Origin of the sequence: Salinadaptatus halalkaliphilus (assembly GCF_006543045.1) — an archaeon.
GTDB classification, from domain to species: Archaea; Halobacteriota; Halobacteria; order Halobacteriales; family Natrialbaceae; genus Salinadaptatus; species Salinadaptatus halalkaliphilus.
This window is the reverse complement of record NZ_RBZW01000058.1, coordinates 229,834-250,446: the sequence shown is the minus strand read 5'-3', so window position 1 is coordinate 250,446 and position 20,613 is coordinate 229,834. Positions and strand designations below refer to the sequence as shown.

Genomic DNA, 20,613 nt, shown 5'->3' with positions numbered 1-20,613 from the left:
CCGGTGTGACCGTGACGAGTCGTCGGTCGACCGGAAGGCATACACCAGTTTACGACGTTTTGCCGTCGATTTCGCTGGCCTGGAGCGTCTCCCTTCTCGAGAACGTACTGCCGACAGCCACGACACGTCGCCGTGTCACACGTGGACACTCGCCGACGACACGGACGTTACCTGGTGAATAGCATGTCCGGGAACGTACATATGGGTCGGGTTCGAACCATCGGTCGATGCAAGAAACCGCGAACCCGCGTACTGAACTGGACGACGAAGTCGCCCAACACCGCGACCCCGACCACGATGTCGACCCACTGTTCGTCAACCGCTGGTCGCCGCGGGCGATGACTGGAGCGAGCCTCGAGGCGGAGGCGTATCTCCCGCTGTTCGAAGCGGCCCGCTGGGCGCCGTCGGCGTTCAACAACCAGCACTGGCGCTTTCTGTACGCGACCCCCGAGGACGAGGAGTGGGAGACCTTCGTCGACCTCCTGAGCGAAGGGAACGCGTGGGCGGCCGACGCGGGCCTGCTCGCCGTGATCGTCTCGAAGACGACGTTCGATCACAACGGCGAACCGGCACCGGTCCACTCCTTCGACACCGGTGCGGCCTGGCAAAACCTCGCGCTCGAGGGTGCACGTCGTGGCCTCGCCGTCCACGGGATGGCTGGCTTCGACTACGACGGTGCCGCCGAGGAACTCGACGTGCCGGAGGAGTACGCCGTCGAGGCCATGTTCGCCGTCGGCGAACGCGCACCGCCAGAGACGCTCTCCGACGAGCTTCGCGAGCGCGAACAGCCGAGCGGTCGCAAACCCGTCGACGAAATCGTCCACCGAGGCGGCTTCGAGTAAGTTACCTCGTCACGTCGGCCTTTCTCCCGGTTTTCGGCACAAGCGCGGGCCGACCGCGGGTGCGCCGAGACTGATCCGGTTGCTGCCAGCCAGTTCCGGCGAAACCGCGTTCCTTGTGGCGGTTGCGCCAGGAAATCGGTACAGCAATCCGTCTGCACCAGAACGTATTACGGGTGCAGTAGCAACGAGTGTCCACAAAATAACCATTCGGAATCGAATTTGATTTTTACCGTCATGAACGCCGAACCACCAGCCGACGGGGAGGCTCGAGGGATATCACGACGGACGTTCGTCGCGCCGGTCGCCGCGATGACGGCGGCGCTCGAGGGCGAGCGTGCCGTATTCGTCCATTCGTTCTCGAGCGACCGAAATTGTCGGTTTGGGCGTACATATTAGTATCCATCGCGTCCAAATCCACCGTACGAATAGAGTGGCTTGTCACCACTGTGCATACACATGAGTTCAGAGACCGAAACCGAGATCCAGCCGTTCGACGTGACCGTTTCTCGAGACGCAATCGAAGACCTCCAACGGCGGTTAGACGAGGCCCGGTGGCCCGATCAGCTTCCCGAGGCGGGGTGGCAGTATGGAACCGATCGGAACCATCTCCGAGAGCTGTGTGACTACTGGCGGACGGAGTACGACTGGGGGACCCTCGAGGACCGTCTCGGTCGGTTCGACCAGTACGTGACGACGATCGACGGCCAGCAGCTCCACTTCTATCACGTGCAATCGCCGGAACCCGATGCAAAACCGCTGTTGTTGAGCCACGGCTGGCCCGGCTCGGTGGCCGAATTTCTCGACGTCCTCGGGCCGCTCACCGATCCGGCGGCCTACGGGGGCGACCCGGCCGACGCCTTCCACGTGGTCGCGCCGTCGCTGCCCGGCTTCGGCTTCTCCGGGCCGACTCGGGAGTCCGGTTGGGGGGTTCGACGGATCGCCGAGACGTTCGCGACATTGATGGACCGACTCGGCTACGAGTCCTATTTCGCACAGGGCGGCGACTGGGGGTCGTTGATAACGGCGATCCTGGGAGCGCGGTATCCGGAGCGACTCGAGGCGATCCACATGAACATGCTGTTCGTCAAGCCGTCGTCGCTCGCCGATCCCATGGAGGGTCTCTCCGAACAGGGCAAAGCCGACTACCAGGAGACGAAGACGTTTCGCGAACGAGAGACGGCCTATCAGGAGATTCAGGGCACCAAACCGCAGACGCTCGCGTACGGACTGAACGACTCGCCGATCGGACTGGCGGGCTGGATCGTCGAGAAGTTCCACGGCTGGAGCGACTGTGGGGACGACCTCGAGTCGAGTTTCGACCGTGATCGCCTGCTCGACAATCTGAGCGTCTACTGGCTCACCGAGACGATCAACGCCTCGATGCGGCTCTACTACGAGACCGATACCGGCGCGGCGATTCCGGAATCGGTCGACGTCCCGACGGGTCACGCCCGCTATCCGGCGGAAATCACGAAGACGCCGCGTGCCTGGGCCGAGGCGGTCTACGACATCACCTACTGGGAGGACCAGCCCGAGGGCGGGCACTTCGCCGCGATGGAGGTGCCAAACCTGTTCGTCGACGACGTCCGATCGTTCTTCCGGACGGTTCGGTAGTCGAGGTCGGTGTCGGACACGGCCGGCAGGAATCGCGTCCTACCAGGTCAGCCCTTCGTAGACCTCGAGTGCGTCCTCGTCGACATCGATCCGGCGGCCGTCGACGAGCACGCGGCGAGCCATTCCCTCGAAGGAGAGGTCGTCGAACTCGGGCCAGTCGGTCGCGACGACCGCGCCGTCGGCTCCCTCGAGTGCGTCGGCGGCCGACTCGGCGTAGGCAATCTCGAGATCAGGATACGTCTCCCGGACGTTTTCGACGGCGACGGGGTCGTAGGCGACGGGCGCTGCGCCGGCCTCGAGGAGGTGATCGATCACGTCGAGCGCGCGTGACTTCCTGATGTCGTCGGTGCCCGGCTTGAACGAGAGTCCGAGGACCGCGATGGTGGCGCCCTCGAGGTCGACGTGGTCGGCGAGCAGGTCGACCAGTCGCCGTGGCTGGGTGTCGTTGACCGAGACGGCGGCATCCAGCAGGTCGGGCTGGTAGCCTTGCTCTCGGGCGCCGGCCCGGATCGCGTCGACGTCTTTCGGGAAACAGGAGCCGCCCCAGCCAAGTCCCGAGCGCATGAAGCGTTCGGAGATCCGATCGTCGAGCCCGACGGCCTCGAGCACCTCGTAGGCGTCGGCGCCGTACTCCTTGGCGACGTTTCCGAGGTCGTTGACCAGCGAGACTTTCGCCGCCAGGAAGGCGTTGTTGGCGTACTTGATGAGTTCGGCCTCGCGGAGGTCGGTCTCGACGAGGTCCGGCGTCGCGGTCGGCTCCGAGGTGGCTATCTCGACGCTCGAGTCGTCGGCACGCTCGCTCGAGCCGTCCGCAGCCGCGACGCTCGAGACGGCCTGGACCTCGCCCTCGAGGATCGGTGCGTAGAGCTCGCGGAGGGTGGCGGCTGCGCCCTCGTTGGTCGCGCCGATCACGATCTTGTCGGGTTCGAGAAAGTCCTCGACGGCGGTGCCCATCCGGAGGAACTCCGGGTTCATCGCCAACTCGAGGCCGTCGCCGACCGCGGTACCCGACGCCTCGGCGACGATGGGGCCGACGACGTCCTCGGTCGTCCCCGGGAGGACCGTGCTCTTGACGACGACGAGGTGATCGTCCGCCTTGTCGGCGAGGGTCTGACCCAGCGAGCGAGCTCCCGACCGCATCGGCCCCAGCTCGAGGCTGCCGTCGTCGGCACTCGGCGTGGGGAGACAGAGGAAGGTGAGATCGGTCTCGAGGAGTGCATCGTAGTCGGTCGTCGCCCGCAGGCGGTCGCCGGCGTGGGCCTCGATTCGCTCCTGGAGTCCCGGTTCGTGGATCGGTGCCTCGCCGGCGTTGATCGCGTCGACGGTATCGGGGTCGATCTCGACGTTGACGATGTCGTGGCCGAGGTCCGCGAGACAGGCCGCGACGGTGGTCCCGACGTAGCCGCTGCCGACGATAGAGACGTGCATGGACGAGGAGACGACGGGCTCTGGTTAGTCGTTTTTGGATCGACTACTCCGGCGGCGGCTGTGATCGGTTCGTCCAGATCAATACGCCGCCAGCGAGGACGACCATCGCGACGCCCCAGCACAGCCACGCGACCGCCGTGTCGACGTAGATCGTTCCCGCGAGTGTCACGCCGAAGACGAGAGCCACCACGAGTGTCGCCCGTTCGGTCCAGTCGAGCATCCTACTCGAGCGTGACGAGGTGCTCGAGCATTCCATCCAGATCGGTCGTCGTCACGGCCAGGGAGTAGCCGTCGATGCGAGCGAGATCGGCGGCGTGGTCCCAGAGCTCGTCCTCGTCGATTCCGTGGAGAATAACGGCGTTGGGCGTCGGATTGACGACCCGCAGGGCGACCAGCGGTGATTCGCCGCGCGTGACGCCCGTAAACACGAGCACGCGGTTCGTGCTCTGGCCGTAGAGCCGGAAGAACTCCTCGCTCGAGAGGCGAGTGATCGCCTCGATACTGTCGATGACGGTGTGGCCGCTGATCTGGTCGGTCCCCCCCGAGGCGATTTCGGTCGCCTCGAGGTCGTCGTACAGCTCCGAGAGGCGGATCGACGTCGGATACTCCCGGAGGTCCAGTACGACGTCGCTGTCGAAGCCGGCCGAGAGCACCCGGCCGTACTGTCGGATGCGATCACCGCCACGTCGCTCGTCGATCTCGAGTAACCCTTCGACGAGTCGACCGACGACGCCGATGCCGGGACTCTCACGACGACCGCTCTCGTAGTCCGAGACGACCGACGAGGATACCCCGAGTTCGGTCGCGAGATCCGTCTGCGAGATATCGAAGTCGGTTCGCCACTTGCGCAGCGTCGCGCCGGGATCGTCACTCAGCGTTATCTCTCCAGCAATCTTCTCTGCCAACTCCCGTTTCGGTCCGCGTCCGCCCATGGGTGGTGGTCGCACGGTCTGCTCAAGTAGCTACCGAAGTACGAACCGCGTCACTCGTCGGCGGTGACAGCCGCTCTCGAGGCGATCAGGAACGAAACGAGGCCGCCGAGCGACCCGAACGCGATCGGAGAGGCGAGCCCGAGCACCACGCCCGTCAGCAGGTCCGGCCTGAGGGTCGACCCCTCGAGGGAGACGCCGAACGCGAGGAGCCCGATACCCATACAGCCGAGGTAGCCGACGCTCACGGTGGCGCCGAGTATAGCCGCGTCAGTCTTCGTTTCGACCGGCTCTCGATAGTGCCACGCGAGAACCGCGCCGGAAGCCACCAGCGTGAGAAACGGCACGGCATACAACGGCGTGACACCGCTTTCGGCCACGAGGGTAACTGTCGACTCGCCGACCGTAATTGGCGTCTCGGCGCTTCGGATAGCCACGCCGTGAGCGTTGAAAAACAGCCAGCCAGCCAGTTGCCAGTCCGTCGCCGCCGCCACGACCACCTCGAGTTCGGTGCCAGTCAGCGCTTCGCGAACGGCATCGGTCGCGAGGACGAACGTGGCGAGGTAGCCAGTGAGCCAGGCGGCGATGCCGGTGACCGTTCCTGCAGCGAACGGGTGCGCGACTCGATCCGCTGCCATACGATCGATCGTTTGGCCGACGGGAAAACGGTTCTGCCCTCGAGATCGCTCGCCGTTCTTTCGATCGCGAGAGGATAGATATTAAGCGCCCTCGTGCGAACACCCGGCTATGACGGTCTCGAGCGCTCCCGGGAAGGTGTATCTGTTCGGGGAGCACGCAGTCGTATACGGCGAGCCGGCGGTACCGTGTGCGATCGAGTTACGAGCGCGAGTCGAGGTAACCGAGCGATCGGACGGCAAGTTGCGGGTCCACGCCGAGGATCTCAGCTTAGACGGATTCACTGTCGAGTACGGCGGATCCACGGCTGGACGGCCGGATGTCAATGTCTCGGAGTCGCTTGTGAGCGCGGCGATGGGCTACGTCGACGAGGCGATCGGACAGGTCCGGGACGTCACCGATACGGACGACGCCGGCTTCGACGTGACCATCGAGAGCGACATACCGCTCGGGGCCGGCCTTGGATCGTCCGCGGCGGTCGTCGTCGCCGCGATCGACGCCGCGACGCGCGAACTCGGGGTCACGCTCGAGACCGACGAGCTCGCCGAGCGAGCCTACCGCACCGAACACAACGTTCAGGACGGGCAAGCCTCCCGTGCGGACACGTTCTGTTCGGCTACCGGCGGCGCGGTTCGGGTTGAAGGCGACGACCGACGATCCCTCGAGGCGCCCGACCTCCCGTTCGTCATCGGCTTCGACGGCGGGGCCGGCGATACCGGCGAACTCGTCTCGGGTGTGCGCCAACTGCGCGAAGAGTACGACTTCGCGAGCGATACGGTCGCGGCGATCGGCGATATCGTGAGACAGGGCGAACGGGTCCTCGAGGACGGCGACCTCGAGGAACTGGGTCGACTGATGAATTTCAATCACGGCCTGCTCTCGGCGCTTGGCGTTTCCTCGCGGTCGCTCGAGACCATGGTCTGGTCGGCTCGCGACGCCGGCGCCTACGGGGCGAAGCTTACCGGTGCGGGCGGTGGCGGCTGTATCGTGGCTCTGGATGCGACGCCGGAAACGGAGACGGCCCTGTCGTTTACGCCGGGTTGTGAGGAGGCCTTTCGGGCAGAACTCGCCGAAGCAGGGGTGAAGCGGCTCGAATGATCGTCCTGAAACTCGGCGGCAGCGTCATTACGGAAAAGGACCGGCCGGAGACGCTCGACGGCGCGGCGCTCGAGCGAGTCGCCGACGTTATCGCGGCCACACGCGAGCGGGCAGCCGACGGCGCGGCCGGTAATCTCGGCGACGAAGGGCTCGTCATCGTTCACGGTGCCGGAAGCTTCGGACACCACCACGCGAACGCCCACGGCGTGACGACGACCGACGGGACCCACGATCCGACCGCCATCCACGATATCCACGGCTCGATGAAGACGCTGAACACCTTCGTCATGAGTCGGCTCTTAGAGCGTGCCGTCCCGGTGGTCCCCGTTCATCCTCTGTCGATGGCCCACTGCAACGCCGACGGCGACCTCGAGTTACCCACCGGCCAGCTCGAGACGTTGCTCGCGGACGGGTTCGTCCCCGTCTTACACGGCGATCTCGTCGCTCACGCGGGCGAGGGGACGACGGTCGTCGGCGGCGATCGACTCGTCGCCAGAATCGCAACGGACCTCGAGGCCGATCGGATCGGGCTTTGTTCGACGGTCCCCGGCGTCCTCGACGAGTCTGACGCGGTGATCGACGAGATCGATGCGTACGACGACGTCGCGGACGTCCTCGGCGACAGCGACGCGACCGACGTGACCGGCGGAATGGCCGGGAAGGTCCGGACCTTGCTCGAACTCGAGGGCGAGGCGTCGATCTTCGGCGCCGACGATCTCGAGGCGTTTCTGACGGGTGCACAGCCGGGGACGACGATTCGCTGAGGCCGCTCGTCGACGGTCGTCGGAAAGCGAGAACTGTTTTGCCGCCCCGTGAGAAGAGGGGTCAGATGTACTCGAGACGAACGTTGCTCCGACTCGGTGGTGTTGGGACGGCGGTCGCGCTCGCTGGCTGTGCGGTGCCACGAGCCGATCCCGGATCCCGTCGCAGTCAGGCCGGCGTCGACGCTGGCGAACCGACGTACAGGACGTGGCTGCCAGCGGCCGACGCGCCAGACGAATCGTCCGGACTCGGATCGGCGACGGTCAGATACGTCGATGTCGATCGAGCGTTCGAACGGGGCGAGGCCTTGCCGAGGACCGTGGCGATCTCCGCGTTCGAGAGCTGGGTCGTCGGCGACTGGTTCGGCCACGAGGTCACCGATCTCGAGGGACTGCTCGCCTTCGATACCGATCCGACCACGATCGTCTATGCGGGCGATATTTCGGTCGACGCCGCCGCCGCGGCGCTCGAGGAAACCGGGTACGACTCGCGCGACACCGGCGAGGGATGGGAGCTCTACGTCGGCGAGACGCGCCCTCGAGTCGTCGGCGTTACCGAGTACGGCGTGGTCCAGACGAGGGTACGGGCACCGTCTGCGGACGCAGTCGAGGAGGGCGCCGATCGCATTCGGACGATCGTCGACACACGAGACGGCGCTATCCAGCGGCGTCACGAGGACGACCCGCAGTTCGAACGACTGACGGACCTTCTCGGACGGGGTATTCGGACGACAGTCGGCCTCGAGCGTCCGTCCTGGCTCCCCGACGGTGGCCAGTGGGGGACGGCCGTCGATGCCGGCGACGACTACGTCCAGCGAGCGTCGGTCACCTCGCCCGATCCGGACGCCGAGATCGCCGACGCGTTCGCCGACCATTTCCAGGAACTTTGGGGAACGGAGCCGAGCATCTACACGGACGACGGTGTCGCCGACGGGTTCGCGACGGCCGTGCCCGAGACGCCGATCGAGGACGTCTCGACGGCCGTCCCGCCGCGAGCGTCGATCGCGTTCGAGTACGACGACGACGAGCAGCGAGGAACGGTGCGCCATCTCGCAGGCGAATCGCTCGAACTCCCGCGACTCGTCATCACCGTCGACGGCCTCACCGGCGAGGAGTTGCGCTTCGACGAGGGCACGTTCGAACCCGGGACGCGATTTTCGATCGGAGGACTGCCAAACGACGTGGTCGTCGGGCTGGAGTACGAACTCGAGAGCGGACTCACTGTTCCCCTCGAGGGCTTTGCCGCAGCGGATACGACAGTTGCCGACGCGCCGGCGCCCGATCCGGTCGACGATCTCGAGGAGTAACCGACTGGCTGTCCGTTTCTCGGCGTCAGGGCTGGTGAATACGAACGCCCGAAATCAGTCGAACAGCACGCGATCGAGGATCGGTCGCAGGAACGATCCACGACGGGTTTGTTTGGAGTGGACCAGCAACACCGGCTGTTCGATCGCCGCAGCCAGTCGATCCGAACGCTGTTCGATGATCAGGTCCGGGAGTCGGTGGTGAGTCACCGTACTCAGCATGACGATATCGGCCGATTCGAGTGCCGCGGAGAGCCCCTCGACGTCGTCGTCGGTCCGCACGATCGTCGATTCCACGGGCACCGTACAGAGTTCGTCGAGTTCGGCGTGGTAGTCCTCGATCGTCTCGAGGAGTTCGTCGGGAGCGTCCTCGGAGACGGCAAAGAGGAATCGTACTCGTGCGTCGAGAACGTCGGCCATCGCGTCGGCGAGTTCGACCTTGAGCGGATCGTTGAACGGGCTCCGATCCGTGACGATAGCGATCTCGTCGACGGCCGTGGGCTGTTCGTGCTGGACGAAGACGACGTCACACGGTGCGTGTTCGAGGATCCAGTCGGTATCCCGGCCGAACAGCGTCCCGAGTCTGCTGGTGGCCTCCTGGCGGGCGAGCACGAGGTCCGCGCCGGTCCGCTCGGCGAAGTTGACGACCGCGTGGCGCGTGTCGTGGCTGACGATCTCGCCGACCTCGACGGGCACCTCGAGATAGCGCACGAGATCGTCGGTGCGCTCCTCGAACTCGATGTCGGCCTCGGAAAGTTCCTGGGCGGCGGTATCGAGTGGCACCTGGTCGGGCACCTCGTCGAAGCGCACGACCCGGATGTGGCCGCCGCGGCGTTTGACGATCGGGGCGGCCATCTGGATCATCGCGTCTTCCTGTTCGCGGGAGACATCCTGGCGAATCGGGATCAGGATCTCGAACTCGTCGGCGCGCTCGAGGACGGCTTCGGTATCCTGAACGAACTGCTTGCCGGCTTCACGGCGGGCGAGGCCCTTGGCGACGCCCTCGCGATCGATCTTACCCTCGGCGTAGAGTTTGAACCAGACGAAGCCGAAGATCACGATGGCGATCGAGCCGAGGATCTCCTGAGTCTCCATCTGCGTGATGATGAAGATCCCCGAGACGATGCCGAACAACTGGACCCAGGGATAGCCCGGCGTGAAGAAGTCGGGATCGTACCACTCGAGGTCCCGCTCGCGGAAGGCGATTAGGGCGGCACAGACCAGGATGTAGACGAGGATCTGGAAGGCGCCGGCCATCTTCGCGATCTCGTCGACCTCGAGCGTGGCGACGATCGCGACGATGATCGCGCCGGTCACCAGGATGGCGACCGACGGCGTGTTGAATCGCGGGTGGATGTACTCGAACTTCTTCAGGAAGAGGTCGTCGCGACTGAGTGCGAGCGGATATCGCGAGGCGGTCAGAATGCCGGCATTTGCGGTACTGACGAGTGCGAGGACGGCCGCGAGAATGATGCCGGCGACGGCGAGCGTGCCGACGGGAACGCCGGCCAGTACCGCCTCCCCGAACAGAATCTCCGTCGCGAGGGCCATCGGTTCCTCGGAGTCCGCGAGTTGATCGCCGTCGACGACTCCGACGAGGACGAACACGAGCAAGGCGTAGAGGAACGCGGTGACGGCCAGCGAGCCGAGCAGTCCGAGCGGGAGGTTCCGACCCGGATTCTCGATCTCCTCGGCGACCGCGGCGACTTTCGTCACTCCGGCATACGAGACCAGAACCAGGGCGGTAGCGGTGAAGACGCCGTCGATCCCCTCCGCGAAGAACGGATCGTAGTTCGCGCCGTCGACCTGGATGATGGTGACCGCGACGAACCCGCCGAGGATCACGAGCATGACGATGACCATCACCAGCTGGATGCCGCCGGTCTGTTTGACCCCGACGAGGTTGATCGCGATGAACACGAGCGCGAAGGTGATCCCCAGCGCGCGGACGCCGGGGATCGGAAGCGTCGCGCCGAGGCCCGGAATCGCCAGATCCCACGTCGGGAGCGCATAGATGAAATTGATGTAGAACATACCCCCATAGAGCGCGAGCGATCCTTTGAGCATCAACATGAGCCAGGTGCCGAGGCCGGCTATCGTCCCGAAGGAAGGGCCGAGTCCCCGCTCGATGAAGACGTAGTCTCCGCCGGCTTCCGGCATCGCGGTCCCGAGCTCGGCGATCGATAACGCCGCCGGGATCACGAGAATCGCCGCGATGACGAACGCCAGAATCACCGCCGGTCCGGCTTCGGCCATCGCGACGCCGGGGAGAATGAAGATACCACTGCCGATCATCGCCCCCATACTGATCGCGATCACCGCGAACAGACCCAGGTCGCGCTCGAGATCTTTCGCCATTGGTCTCTCCTTTCGAACGGAAGTTACAAAACCTTCGCATTTCGGAAGCGAGTGTGAGCTTCCCACACGGCGAATCGAAATCAAGCCAAAAATATCTTCGAATGGAAAACGATTGATTGATTCTGGCTCCCCTATCGTGGTACCAACCACCACGATACTCGAGCACCGCCGTCGCCGGCTGCCGCCGCAGTAGCCGGTGTGTTCGGCCCAGAGTGACTGCCATCGACGATTCGTGTAGCTCGACCGTTCGTCTGGACGACCAACCCACTGCGTTTTTAACACCCCGGCGTGTAGATGGACCTAGCGAAACCCGCGGGCAAGTGCGTTCGACGATGTGACGGCGGTATACGTCGTAGATATCGTGCGGTTCTCGAGCGCATAGCGGGATTGCGGTGGCCGACGCGCTGTAAGATGCCGGGGCCGCACAACCGGGAGTCCGCGGACCGTTTCGATGAGAGTCCACGACGCGGCTTTCAGTGCTACGAACCATGGAAATAGAAATTGCAACAATTGGCGGCTACGAGGAAGTCGGACGGCAGATGACTGCCGTCCGCGCCGGTAACGACGTCGTCATCTTCGATATGGGTCTGAACCTCTCGCAGGTCCTGATCCACGACAACGTCGAAACCGAACGGATGCACAGTCTCGACCTGATCGACATGGGCGCGATTCCGGACGACCGGATCATGTCCGACCTCGAGGGCGATGTCCAAGCGATCGTCCCGACTCACGGCCACCTGGATCACATCGGCGCCATCTCGAAACTGGCCCACCGATACGACGCCCCGATCGTCGCGACGCCGTTTACGATCGAACTGGTCAAACAGCAGATCGAGGGCGAACAGAAGTTCGGTGTCGAGAACGACCTGGTCAAGATGGACGCCGGCGAAACGATGACGATCGGCGACCACGGGGTCGAACTCGAGTTCGTCAACGTCACCCACTCGATCATCGACGCGATCAACCCCGTCCTCCACACGCCCGAAGGCGCCATCGTCTACGGGCTCGACAAGCGGATGGACCACACGCCCGTCATCGGCGATCCGATCGACATGAAGCGGTTCCGTGAGATCGGTCGCGAGGACGAAGGGGTGCTGTGTTACATTGAGGACTGTACGAACGCGAACAAGAAGGGCCGAACCCCCTCCGAAAACGTCGCACGCGAACACCTCAAGGACGTCCTCTACAGCATGGAGGACTACGACGGCGGTATCGTCGCGACGACCTTCTCGAGTCACATCGCCCGCGTGACCAGTCTCGTCGAGTTCGCGAAAGACATCGGCCGACAGCCGGTCTTGCTCGGACGCTCGATGGAGAAGTACTCCGGTACGGCCGAGCGACTCGACTTCGTCGACTTCCCCGAAGATCTGGGGATGTTCGGCCACCGCAAGTCCGTCGACCGTACGTTCAAGCGGATCATGAACGAGGGCAAAGAGGACTTCCTGCCGGTCGTCACCGGTCACCAGGGCGAGCCACGCGCGATGCTCACCCGGATGGCCCGCGGCGAGACCCCCTACGAACTGGACGACGGCGACAAGGTCGTCTTCTCGGCACGCGTCATCCCCGAACCGACCAACGAGGGCCAGCGCTACCAGGCCGAGAAACTGCTCGGTATGCAAGGCGCTCGCGTCTACGACGATATCCACGTCTCGGGCCACATGAACCAGGAGGGCCACTACGAAATGCTCGACGCTCTCCAGCCACAGAACATCATTCCGGCCCACCAGGACCTCAAGGGACTCTCGGGCTACGTCAACCTCTGTGAGAGCGAAGGCTACCAGACGGGTCGAGACCTCCACATCTCGCGCAACGGGAACATCATCCAGCTCGTCGACTGATATGACCAGTCCCGAGGCACGAGAAGAGACGGTGCTCGAGGCCGTTCGACAGCGCCGCGAGCAGGTCAACGACGCGATTCCCGAAGAGTTGCCGATCCGCGAACCCGAGCGACTCTACGAAGCCTCCCGGTATCTGCTGGATGCAGGTGGCAAGCGCCTTCGACCCTCCGTACTGTTGACGACCGCAGAAGCGCTCGCTGACGTCGAGCCGCTATCGACCGAGTATCGATCGTTCCCGACGCTCGATGAAGCCACGCAACCACGTTCGGACGACGACGCGAGCGCCAAGCGACGAGCGCCGGAGACGATCGACGTGATGGACGCCGCCGTCAGCGTCGAGGTTATTCAGTCGTTTACCCTGATCCACGACGACATCATGGACGACGACGACCTCCGTCGGGGCGTTCCCGCCGTCCACAAGGAGTACGACCTCGAGACGGCGATTCTGGCCGGAGACACGCTCTACTCGAAAGCGTTCGAGATCATGCTCGAGACCGGTGCCGATCCCGATCGGATGGTCGACGCACTCGACGTGCTAGCGACAACCTGTACGAAGATCTGCGAGGGGCAGGCGCTCGATGTCACCTTCGAGGAAGACGACAACGTGACGCCCGAAGCCTATCTCGAGATGGTCGAACAGAAGACCGCCGTGCTATACGCCGCCTCGGCCTGTCTGCCCGCCATCTTGATGGGCGCAGACGACGAGACCGTCGATGCACTCTATGGCTACGGACTCGATATCGGTCGCGCCTTCCAGATTCAGGACGATGTCCTCGATCTGACCGTTCCAAGCGCCAAACTCGGTAAGCAACGCGGGAGCGACCTCGTCGAGAACAAACAGACCCTCATTACCGTCCACGCACGCGAACAGGGCGTCGACATCGAAGGCCTCGTCGATACGACCGATGTCGATGCGGTTACCGAAGCCGAGATCGACGATGCCGTCTCCGAACTCGAGGCGGCCGGCTCGATCAGCTACGCGAACGAACGGGCACGATCGCTCGTCGACCAGGGGAAGGACCGACTCGAGGTGCTGCCGGACAACGAGGCTCGGCGGTTGCTGTGTGAACTCGCAGATTACTTGATCGAACGCGGCTACTGAAGCGGATCGGTGGTTCCTGGTTCCGTGCGACCGCGAGCCGGCTCGCGGTCGCGATGGAACACCGTGTACCAGCCCGTCTCATACGGTTTCCTGTCCGTCAGTTCCGGCGCACCCGCCGCCCGGGTCGCGGTTGCGCCGGTTGATTCGCTTCGCTCCGCAACCGAGGCTCGTCTCACGCAGTTCGACTCACTGCCGGGACATCGGCACAGGAATCCGTCTCATAGGGATTATCGTAGGAGTTCATAGATTTCCCGACCCAGGATCGAAACACGGTATCAATCCCTGTGAGGCGAAACATCCGGCTGGCTACGATAATCCCTATCAGTAGACGGCGACATCGTCGAACCGCCCATCGTAGGCGATATGACGAGGGTGGGTCGGCTCGAGCCCCGAGAGAAAGAACCGATCGGTTTTCTTCCAGCAGTTTTCGTAGGCGAGGTGTGCAAGCTCCGTTGCCGTCGTTCGAGCGTGCTCGAAACCGGTTTCGTGGACGATGCGCCGCGGGATACCGTCTTCGAGGGCGTCACGGAGGTCGGCTGCGGTGTCGACCGAGGTGTCGAACCTCGTGTGACAGATCCCGACGGTCCCCGTGAGGTGGGCATACGAGGAGGTAAACGGCGGGATCTCGAGTTCGGTTGCAAGCGTGCGTGCGCGTTCGTTGTTCCAGGGAAGGTGTTTCGGATTGAACACTTCGACGGCATCGATCGTCTCGCGATACTGTCGAAGGTGGGCTTCGGTCAGCCCGACCGTCGCGAACTCGGGGTGGGGAACGAGAACTGTCGCCGCCTGGCGCTCGAATTCGGCAATTGTGGCCTCGAGCGGGATGAAATCCGGTACGGGGTCGGTCAGTCCGATCGCGAGGATGTGTTTGCGATCGTGCCAGGGGCCGGTAAACACCTCGCGCCCGGGAACCACCAGCAGCTCCTCGCTCGAGTAGCGGGCCGCTTGCTCGCGAATGTCGGGGAGGCGCGTGAAGTGTGGTGCGTAAACGATCGCGTCGAGCCCGGCCCGTTTCGCCCGCTCGATGACCTGCTCGTTCAAGATCTTCACGTGACAGTCGACTCGCGACGGTGCTCCCTCGCTCACGAGGTGTGCTTTCGGGACGTGTGAGTTAGTGATTCTGATTTTCCCCAACGAGGGCGGCAGTTTCGTTCCGAGATGGCGACGAAACAATCATTACACCGGCCCATCGATGCACTAACAAATGGCCTGGGAATGTGGAATTACGAATTGTGGCGCCGTCTTCGAGGACGTCGAGTCGGCCGTCGTCCATCAGGCGACCGAACACGAGCGCCGCGAGTGTAAGGTGTGTGGGACGGTGGTCCCCGACGGCTATCTTGCGATTCGTCACGCCTTTACCGATCACAGCCGCGCCGAGTACGTCCGCGCCTACGGTGCCGACTCCGAGGACGTTCGCAAACGCGAGAAACTCTTAGAGGAAATCGAATCGAACGCGGACATGGATCTCATTGCAGCGGAACTCAAACGCTGACAAACACACTCGGCGCCGACACTGTCGTCCCATCGATACCACCCGACACGGACGACAATACTCGCCGTCACACCTTCCGCGAGCGATCCGCCTCGCTATCGCTCGTCGCTATCGAGCACGCGAATCTGATCGCCACGAACCGTCACGGGAATCGGGACCGTCGCCTCGTACAGTTCGACCGTCACCTGATCTTTGCCTTCGTCGATGCGCTGGACTTGGGCCTTCTCGCCTTTGAACGGGCCGGCGATGAGTTCGACGATGTCGCCCTCGGCGATCCCTTCAACGTCCGGCTTCGGCGAGAGGAAGTGCTCGACTTCGGAGATGTCTGACTCGCCGGGGACGATGCTGCGAGCGTGGGGGATGTCCTCGAGGACGCGCTCTAAGACGGCGTTGCCTTCCGATTCGACCATCACGTAGGAGGTCAGCGAATCGGGTGCCAGTGCGGCGTGAATCTCGGGTTCTTCGCGGTTGATGATCATGTCGGCGACAGTGCGCTCCTGACTCGCCGTGGTCTTGACCGCGTAGATTCCCATCAGAAGCCACCACCGGTACCGGTCAGGAACATCATGATGGTTCCGATGATGAAACCGATGAACCCGACGAGTAGGATGCCTGCACCGGCAATTTTCGACACCTGAACGAATTCCTCGGTCGTGGGTGTCGTCGCCATTTTCAACACCCGAACGTACGAGGTAAGATCGTACGGAACGTCCATATCTGTCTGTTTACAACGCAGCGTCTTTTATCTGTCTTTCGTGTCCGTCGCCAACGAGTAGTATCGTGTTCACGTATCACAGTGATCTCGGTGAACGGGGACGGCGCCGGCGTTGCAGACGACGGCCTGAGACTCAACTCGCGGGCGAGATAACCCAGGCACGTGGCCGAAGACGACACCGATAGAGCCGACGAGCGCGAGGCCGAACGAGCGGCAGAAATCGGAGACGAACTCGAGCGGATCGGCCGCGATCCCGACGAGGTCGACGACGGTAGCGCCGATCTCGGCACGCAGAACGCGCCTCGAGAGGAGGCCGAAGAGCTCGAAGACCTCGAGGAGGCCGACGAAGGCTGATACGGGTCGCTGGCACCGCTGGGGAAGCAGTGACCGGGCGGTTGCGTGCCAACGGGAACACGGACGGCCCCCCTCGACCCTGCCCGTACTCTCCTGGTCGGTATCCACGCAACGGCCCCGTTGCTCTCATACGGATTGCTGTAACGATTTACCGGCGAAACCGCAGACGGGTCGCGGCTTCGGCGGTAACGACTTACAGTAAACCGTATCAGGGTAGGTCGACATCCGGACGCTCTCCGAGGGTCAGTTCGACGAGGTCGCGCTCGCCGTCGCGAACGACCTCGATATCGATCGTCTCGCCGGGCGATGTCTCGAGCGCGAGATACGACGAGAGCCGTTCCTGGTTTGGGATCTCTTCGTCGTCGATAGCGACGATGACATCGCCGCCGACGAGGGCGGGAGCCCCATCGACTGTCGTTACGCCGTCCGCCGGCTCGAGAACGCCGTCTGCGGGCGAGTTCGGCGTCACGTCACCGATCATGACGCCGCGCGGTTCCTCGAGGTCGTTTGCCGCAGCGATCACCGGCCCGACCGGCTCGACGCCGACGCCAACGTAGGGATGGTCGTACGCGCCGTCCTCGACGAGCGCTGGTACGACGCGGTCGGCCAGGCGGGCGGAGATCGCAAACCCGATCGTCTGGCCGGCACCTGCAAAGACCACGCCGAGGACGTTGCCCTCGAGGTCGACGAGTGGGCCGCCGCTGTTGCCCGGGTTGACGGGGGCGTCGGTCTGTATGGCGGCAGGGATGGAGAACCCAGTCGGACTCGGCAGCGAGCGATCGACGCCGCTGACGATCCCTTGTGAGAGCGATGCGTCCAGTCCGAGGGGGTTCCCGAGGGCGAGTACCTCCTGCCCGATCGTCGGTTCGGCTTCGGCGAGCGCAAACCCGTCGACGAGATCGGGGAAATCCTCGACCTCGAGGACGGCGAGATCGCTATGGGGATCCGAACCGGCCACGGTGGCTGTTCGCCACCGTTCGTCCCGGAACTGGAGTTCGGCTTCCGGTGCGTCTCGAACCACGTGGTGGTTCGTCACGACGTAGTCGTCGACGACGAATCCCGTCCCGAGTCCGCCCGGCGTCTCGTCGTCGACGGCGCCAACGGTGACGAGGACGACGTCGTCGATCGTCTCGTCGTACACCGCGGTATACTCGCCGGTCTCTTGGGCCTGTCTCGAGAACACGTTCAAAGATGCGTCGCGATTCGTCGCCGACGCGGTCGTCGCGAGGCCGGCCGACGCGATTGCGGACCCGGTGAGACGTACCAGTCGTCTGCGGCTAAGCTGGGGGTGGTTGGCCGTCACGGTGAGTGCCACCTCGAGCAGCGTGATAAAATCTACATCGTAACGGATGGTTACTCGAGTTCGGTCTCGAGGGAGAAGTCGTCGACTGCCGAGTCGAGGACGACGGTTTCACCCGCGGTCATCGAGTCGCCGGCCTCGGCACGGACGTCCTCGAGGCCGACCGACGGCGGAAAGCGCACGTCGACGCGGCTGCCGAAGGCGATGTGGCCGATGCGATCGCCGCGATCGAGGTCGTCGCCGGGTTCGACGTAGGGGTGGATTCGTCGTGCGAACGCGCCGGCGATGAGGGTGACCTCGAGTTCCTGACGTGCCGTCCCATCGCTCGAGGCGTCGGCTGGCTCGGGGAGCTGTGTGGAGTCGGTCTCGAGGCACACGTGGACGCGTTCGTTACGATCGGACTCCTTCGAGAAGGCGGGTCGATTGGCACCGGAGACGTGTTCGACATCGGTGACGCGAGCGTCGACCGGCGTGCGGACGACGTGGACGTGCCAGACGTTCATGAACGTGCCGAGCCGAACTCGGTTGCCCTCCGCTCGTCGGACCGAGACGGTACCGTCGGCGGGTGCGACCACGCCGGTCGGCGGCGGGGTTCGGTCGGGATCACGAAAGAACGCGAGCGTCGCCAAACCGACGCCGAGGGCGACGACGCTGACCGTGACGCTCCAGATGAATGCAAACGGCGCGGCGACCAGCGGGACGATGGCGTACTTCCAGGCCCCCGGCGCAAACTTCATATGTCTCACGTGGCGGGCGATCCGTTTGGCCGTTTCGGATAGTCACCGAGGCGTTTCCAACACTCCTCGAATGTTTGAAACCAACACAGAATATATTTATCCGGGACAGTCCTGATTGACACCAATGCGAATTACAACGGGCGTACCAGGCTTCGACGAGTTAGTCGATGGTGGGATCCTGAAGGATCGCCTGTACGTCGTCAGCGGCCCACCCGGAAGTGGCAAGACGACGTTCTGTTCCCAGTTTGTGACGAAAGGTGCCATCGAGGGCGAGACGACGTTATTTCTCACGTTACACGAGTCCGAGGAGGAACTCGTCTCCGACATCGGCAACTACGAGTTCGGGTTTGATCAGGCCGTCAACTCGGGCCACGTGAAGGTGTTAAACGCCTTCGAAAGCGAAGCCCAGCGATTGCTCTCGTCGTCCTCACGGAGCAGCGGCGAATTTCCATCGAACGTCGATAACCTGGCGAATCAACTCGTCGCCTTCGTCGAATCCCGTGGCGTCGATCGGCTGGTCATCGACTCGACGATGTTGCTCGAGTACTACTTTTCGGACGATCTCAATGCGCTCATCAAGTTCCTGACGAAGCTCAAGCGAGCCGACGCCACCGTCATGTTGATCTCGGAGATGACCGATCCGACCTCCTACACCGACGGCCACTATCTGGCCCACGGCGTCGTGTTCATGCACAACTACCTCGAGTCCGGTGGGATGACCAGAGGGATTCAGATTATCAAGATGCGCGGGACCCAGATCGACTGCGATATTCACGAGATCGAGTTCACAGACCGCGGGCTCAGAGTCGATCCGGACGAGAAGATCCAGGCCTGAGATGTACGAGGATAGCTTCGGGACCGACTGGGAGACGATCGAGAGCCGAGACGAGGCGATCACGCGAGCCTACGCGTTAGGCGTCGCGACGCGACTCGGTGCGTCCCATCCTGGCGAACTCGAGCGACTCAACGCACAGACGGCGACGACGTACGATCGCAGTTTCGTCGAACTCGCCTACCAGAAAGGCAGAGACGAAGCCGCCGAGGCGACGGCCGAGGGCATCAGCGGCGTCTGGGAGACACTCGTCGAGGAGAAAACGGAGATCGACCCGTTAGACCGAGCGGACGACGACGAGTGGGACGACGAGGTGTCAGCGGGATCGCTCCCCGACGCGCTCGGACTCATCGATATCGATACGCTGCCGGACGACAGCACGGAACGAGTTCGACGGCCGTCGATGCTCGACCGAGACGCCGATGGCCGCCCGACCGCGCCACAGGGCGAACGGACCGTCTTCGGTCGGGCGGTGAGTGATGTCCGACGCGAGTCGGGTGAGCCCGCCGGTGGCGACGGTGATACCGACGGCGATAGCGGGGCCACCGACGAAAGCCCCAGTGACGACACCGCGAACGATTCGGCGTCGGCACCGGTACGCGAGCCATCCGACGACGGATCACCGGCGGACGACCGGGCTCCAGACGGCGACACGAACGCCGACCAGTCCGACGACACCGCGAGTGAGGGCGACCGGAGCGAGTAGCCGGTCGAGGAAGCGATAGTATCGCTCCCGAATCCGACTCGTTACAACAGCCGTTTTGACCGGTCTGCGCTATTGACAGTCAACGTTCCGGTTTCCCCGTCGAACTCGAGTGAGCGACCGAAATCACCGCCGACATCCGTCTCGAGGATAGCGATGCTGCGAGCCGCGAGCTCGCGTCTGGCGGCCTCGAGGTTGCGGTCGCCGATCGATCGATCCGCGGCGTCGAACTCAACCATCGACGCGCCGCCGGCGATCTTGGCCCACGACCGGTCGGGGACGCCGCCGGCGGCTGTAAACGCCTCGAGTAGTGACGGGATGCCCGTATCGGCGAACTTCGCGTCCGCGTAGTTCCCACTCGTTTCGCTCGAGTCGGGGAGCATAAAGTGTAACAGGCCGCTGACGCCGGCGGTTTCGTCGTAGATGGCGACGCCGATACAGGAGCCGAGTCCGCTCGTTTTCAACAGTCGTGGCCGATCCGTAACGGCGTAGTCGGCGATGCCGACGACGATTGCGTCGGATCGATTGTCGAACCTCATGGGAATCTCCAACCGTGGCAACTCGTCGGTC

At 63.8% G+C, this 20,613-nt stretch carries 23 protein-coding genes; 12 read left to right on the top strand and 11 right to left on the bottom strand.

Annotated features, from left to right (window positions below):
• Window positions 1-227 precede the first annotated feature (227 nt).
• From D8Y22_RS17710 to D8Y22_RS17705, 3 genes are all read left to right on the top strand, one after another.
• Window positions 228-842: a nitroreductase family protein gene (locus D8Y22_RS17710; RefSeq protein ID WP_141466016.1), complete on the top strand. Its 615-nt coding sequence runs from the start codon at window positions 228-230 to the stop codon at window positions 840-842.
• A gap of 234 nt (window positions 843-1,076) precedes the next feature.
• Window positions 1,077-1,238 (top strand): hypothetical protein, encoded by a 162-nt coding sequence (locus D8Y22_RS22515; protein WP_174811904.1) that lies wholly within the window; start codon window positions 1,077-1,079, stop codon window positions 1,236-1,238.
• A gap of 60 nt (window positions 1,239-1,298) precedes the next feature.
• Window positions 1,299-2,456 (top strand): epoxide hydrolase family protein, encoded by a 1,158-nt coding sequence (locus D8Y22_RS17705; RefSeq protein ID WP_141466015.1) that lies wholly within the window; start codon window positions 1,299-1,301, stop codon window positions 2,454-2,456.
• Window positions 2,457-2,495: 39 nt separating this feature from the next.
• Here D8Y22_RS17705 and D8Y22_RS17700 read toward each other — a convergent pair whose 3' ends face one another.
• From D8Y22_RS17700 to D8Y22_RS17690, 4 genes are read right to left on the bottom strand one after another with little or no spacing between them, the layout of a single operon-like run.
• Window positions 2,496-3,884 (bottom strand): UDP-glucose dehydrogenase family protein, encoded by a 1,389-nt coding sequence (locus tag D8Y22_RS17700; RefSeq protein ID WP_141466014.1) that lies wholly within the window; start codon window positions 3,882-3,884, stop codon window positions 2,496-2,498.
• Window positions 3,885-3,927: 43 nt separating this feature from the next.
• The gene (locus tag D8Y22_RS22510; protein ID WP_174811903.1) at window positions 3,928-4,104 is read right to left on the bottom strand and encodes a hypothetical protein; all 177 of its coding nucleotides are present in this window, start codon (window positions 4,102-4,104) and stop codon (window positions 3,928-3,930) included.
• 1 nt (window position 4,105) lies between these two features.
• Window positions 4,106-4,816 (bottom strand): helix-turn-helix domain-containing protein, encoded by a 711-nt coding sequence (locus tag D8Y22_RS17695; protein ID WP_141466013.1) that lies wholly within the window; start codon window positions 4,814-4,816, stop codon window positions 4,106-4,108.
• Window positions 4,817-4,866: 50 nt separating this feature from the next.
• Window positions 4,867-5,451: a hypothetical protein gene (locus tag D8Y22_RS17690; RefSeq protein ID WP_141466012.1), complete on the bottom strand. Its 585-nt coding sequence runs from the start codon at window positions 5,449-5,451 to the stop codon at window positions 4,867-4,869.
• A 109-nt stretch (window positions 5,452-5,560) separates the two neighbouring features.
• On the opposite strand from D8Y22_RS17690, the gene mvk reads away from it, so the two are divergent.
• The 3 genes from mvk to D8Y22_RS17675 all read left to right on the top strand — a co-directional run bounded on the left by mvk (window position 5,561) and on the right by D8Y22_RS17675 (window position 8,615).
• Window positions 5,561-6,547, top strand: a complete 987-nt coding sequence (mvk, locus tag D8Y22_RS17685; RefSeq protein WP_141466011.1) for a mevalonate kinase — start codon at window positions 5,561-5,563, stop codon at window positions 6,545-6,547.
• Window positions 6,544-7,311 (top strand): isopentenyl phosphate kinase, encoded by a 768-nt coding sequence (locus tag D8Y22_RS17680; protein WP_141466010.1) that lies wholly within the window; start codon window positions 6,544-6,546, stop codon window positions 7,309-7,311. The genes mvk and D8Y22_RS17680 overlap by 4 nt, the downstream gene beginning before the upstream one ends.
• Window positions 7,312-7,376: 65 nt before the next feature.
• A complete protein-coding gene (locus D8Y22_RS17675) occupies window positions 7,377-8,615 on the top strand; it encodes a hypothetical protein (RefSeq protein ID WP_141466009.1) in 1,239 nt (412 codons plus the stop codon).
• 54 nt (window positions 8,616-8,669) lie between these two features.
• Here D8Y22_RS17675 and D8Y22_RS17670 read toward each other — a convergent pair whose 3' ends face one another.
• Window positions 8,670-10,970 carry a universal stress protein gene (locus tag D8Y22_RS17670; RefSeq protein WP_141466008.1) on the bottom strand — a complete coding sequence of 767 codons (2,301 nt, stop codon included), beginning with the start codon at window positions 10,968-10,970 and terminating at the stop codon, window positions 8,670-8,672.
• Between the two features lie 488 nt (window positions 10,971-11,458).
• On the opposite strand from D8Y22_RS17670, the gene D8Y22_RS17665 reads away from it, so the two are divergent.
• On the top strand, window positions 11,459-12,808 hold the full coding sequence (locus D8Y22_RS17665; protein WP_141466007.1) for a ribonuclease J: 1,350 nt from the start codon (window positions 11,459-11,461) through the stop codon (window positions 12,806-12,808).
• A gap of 1 nt (window position 12,809) precedes the next feature.
• Window positions 12,810-13,910: a geranylfarnesyl diphosphate synthase gene (gene idsA3 / locus D8Y22_RS17660; protein ID WP_141466006.1), complete on the top strand. Its 1,101-nt coding sequence runs from the start codon at window positions 12,810-12,812 to the stop codon at window positions 13,908-13,910.
• A 321-nt stretch (window positions 13,911-14,231) separates the two neighbouring features.
• Here idsA3 and D8Y22_RS17655 read toward each other — a convergent pair whose 3' ends face one another.
• Complete coding sequence (locus D8Y22_RS17655; protein WP_141466005.1) at window positions 14,232-14,996, bottom strand: PHP-associated domain-containing protein; 765 nt, start codon at window positions 14,994-14,996, stop codon at window positions 14,232-14,234.
• Between the two features lie 118 nt (window positions 14,997-15,114).
• On the opposite strand from D8Y22_RS17655, the gene D8Y22_RS17650 reads away from it, so the two are divergent.
• Window positions 15,115-15,402 (top strand): DUF7565 family protein, encoded by a 288-nt coding sequence (locus D8Y22_RS17650; RefSeq protein WP_141466004.1) that lies wholly within the window; start codon window positions 15,115-15,117, stop codon window positions 15,400-15,402.
• A gap of 95 nt (window positions 15,403-15,497) precedes the next feature.
• Here D8Y22_RS17650 and D8Y22_RS17645 read toward each other — a convergent pair whose 3' ends face one another.
• Both D8Y22_RS17645 and D8Y22_RS17640 read right to left on the bottom strand, forming a co-directional pair.
• Window positions 15,498-15,935 (bottom strand): transcription elongation factor Spt5, encoded by a 438-nt coding sequence (locus D8Y22_RS17645; protein WP_141466003.1) that lies wholly within the window; start codon window positions 15,933-15,935, stop codon window positions 15,498-15,500.
• On the bottom strand, window positions 15,935-16,117 hold the full coding sequence (locus tag D8Y22_RS17640; RefSeq protein ID WP_141466002.1) for a protein translocase SEC61 complex subunit gamma: 183 nt from the start codon (window positions 16,115-16,117) through the stop codon (window positions 15,935-15,937). The genes D8Y22_RS17645 and D8Y22_RS17640 overlap by 1 nt, the downstream gene beginning before the upstream one ends.
• 162 nt (window positions 16,118-16,279) lie before the next feature.
• Here D8Y22_RS17640 and D8Y22_RS17635 point away from each other — a divergent pair, with 162 nt between their 5' ends.
• Window positions 16,280-16,471: a hypothetical protein gene (locus D8Y22_RS17635; RefSeq protein ID WP_141466001.1), complete on the top strand. Its 192-nt coding sequence runs from the start codon at window positions 16,280-16,282 to the stop codon at window positions 16,469-16,471.
• Between the two features lie 208 nt (window positions 16,472-16,679).
• Here the strand turns inward: D8Y22_RS17635 and D8Y22_RS17630 are convergent, their stop codons facing one another.
• Window positions 16,680-17,774 carry a S1C family serine protease gene (locus tag D8Y22_RS17630; RefSeq protein WP_246084489.1) on the bottom strand — a complete coding sequence of 365 codons (1,095 nt, stop codon included), beginning with the start codon at window positions 17,772-17,774 and terminating at the stop codon, window positions 16,680-16,682.
• Window positions 17,775-17,824: 50 nt separating this feature from the next.
• The gene (locus D8Y22_RS17625; RefSeq protein ID WP_141465999.1) at window positions 17,825-18,508 is read right to left on the bottom strand and encodes a protein sorting system archaetidylserine decarboxylase; all 684 of its coding nucleotides are present in this window, start codon (window positions 18,506-18,508) and stop codon (window positions 17,825-17,827) included.
• 124 nt (window positions 18,509-18,632) lie between these two features.
• Here D8Y22_RS17625 and D8Y22_RS17620 point away from each other — a divergent pair, with 124 nt between their 5' ends.
• Together D8Y22_RS17620 and D8Y22_RS17615 are read left to right on the top strand one after the other, a co-directional pair.
• Entirely contained in the window at window positions 18,633-19,343 is a 711-nt protein-coding gene (locus tag D8Y22_RS17620) for an RAD55 family ATPase (protein ID WP_141465998.1), read from the top strand.
• A 1-nt stretch (window position 19,344) separates the two neighbouring features.
• Window positions 19,345-20,046, top strand: a complete 702-nt coding sequence (locus D8Y22_RS17615) for a hypothetical protein (RefSeq protein ID WP_141465997.1) — start codon at window positions 19,345-19,347, stop codon at window positions 20,044-20,046.
• Between the two features lie 41 nt (window positions 20,047-20,087).
• On the opposite strand, the gene D8Y22_RS17610 is transcribed toward D8Y22_RS17615, so the two are convergent.
• A complete protein-coding gene (locus tag D8Y22_RS17610; RefSeq protein WP_141465996.1) occupies window positions 20,088-20,582 on the bottom strand; it encodes a chemotaxis protein CheD in 495 nt (164 codons plus the stop codon).
• Window positions 20,583-20,613 lie beyond the last annotated feature (31 nt).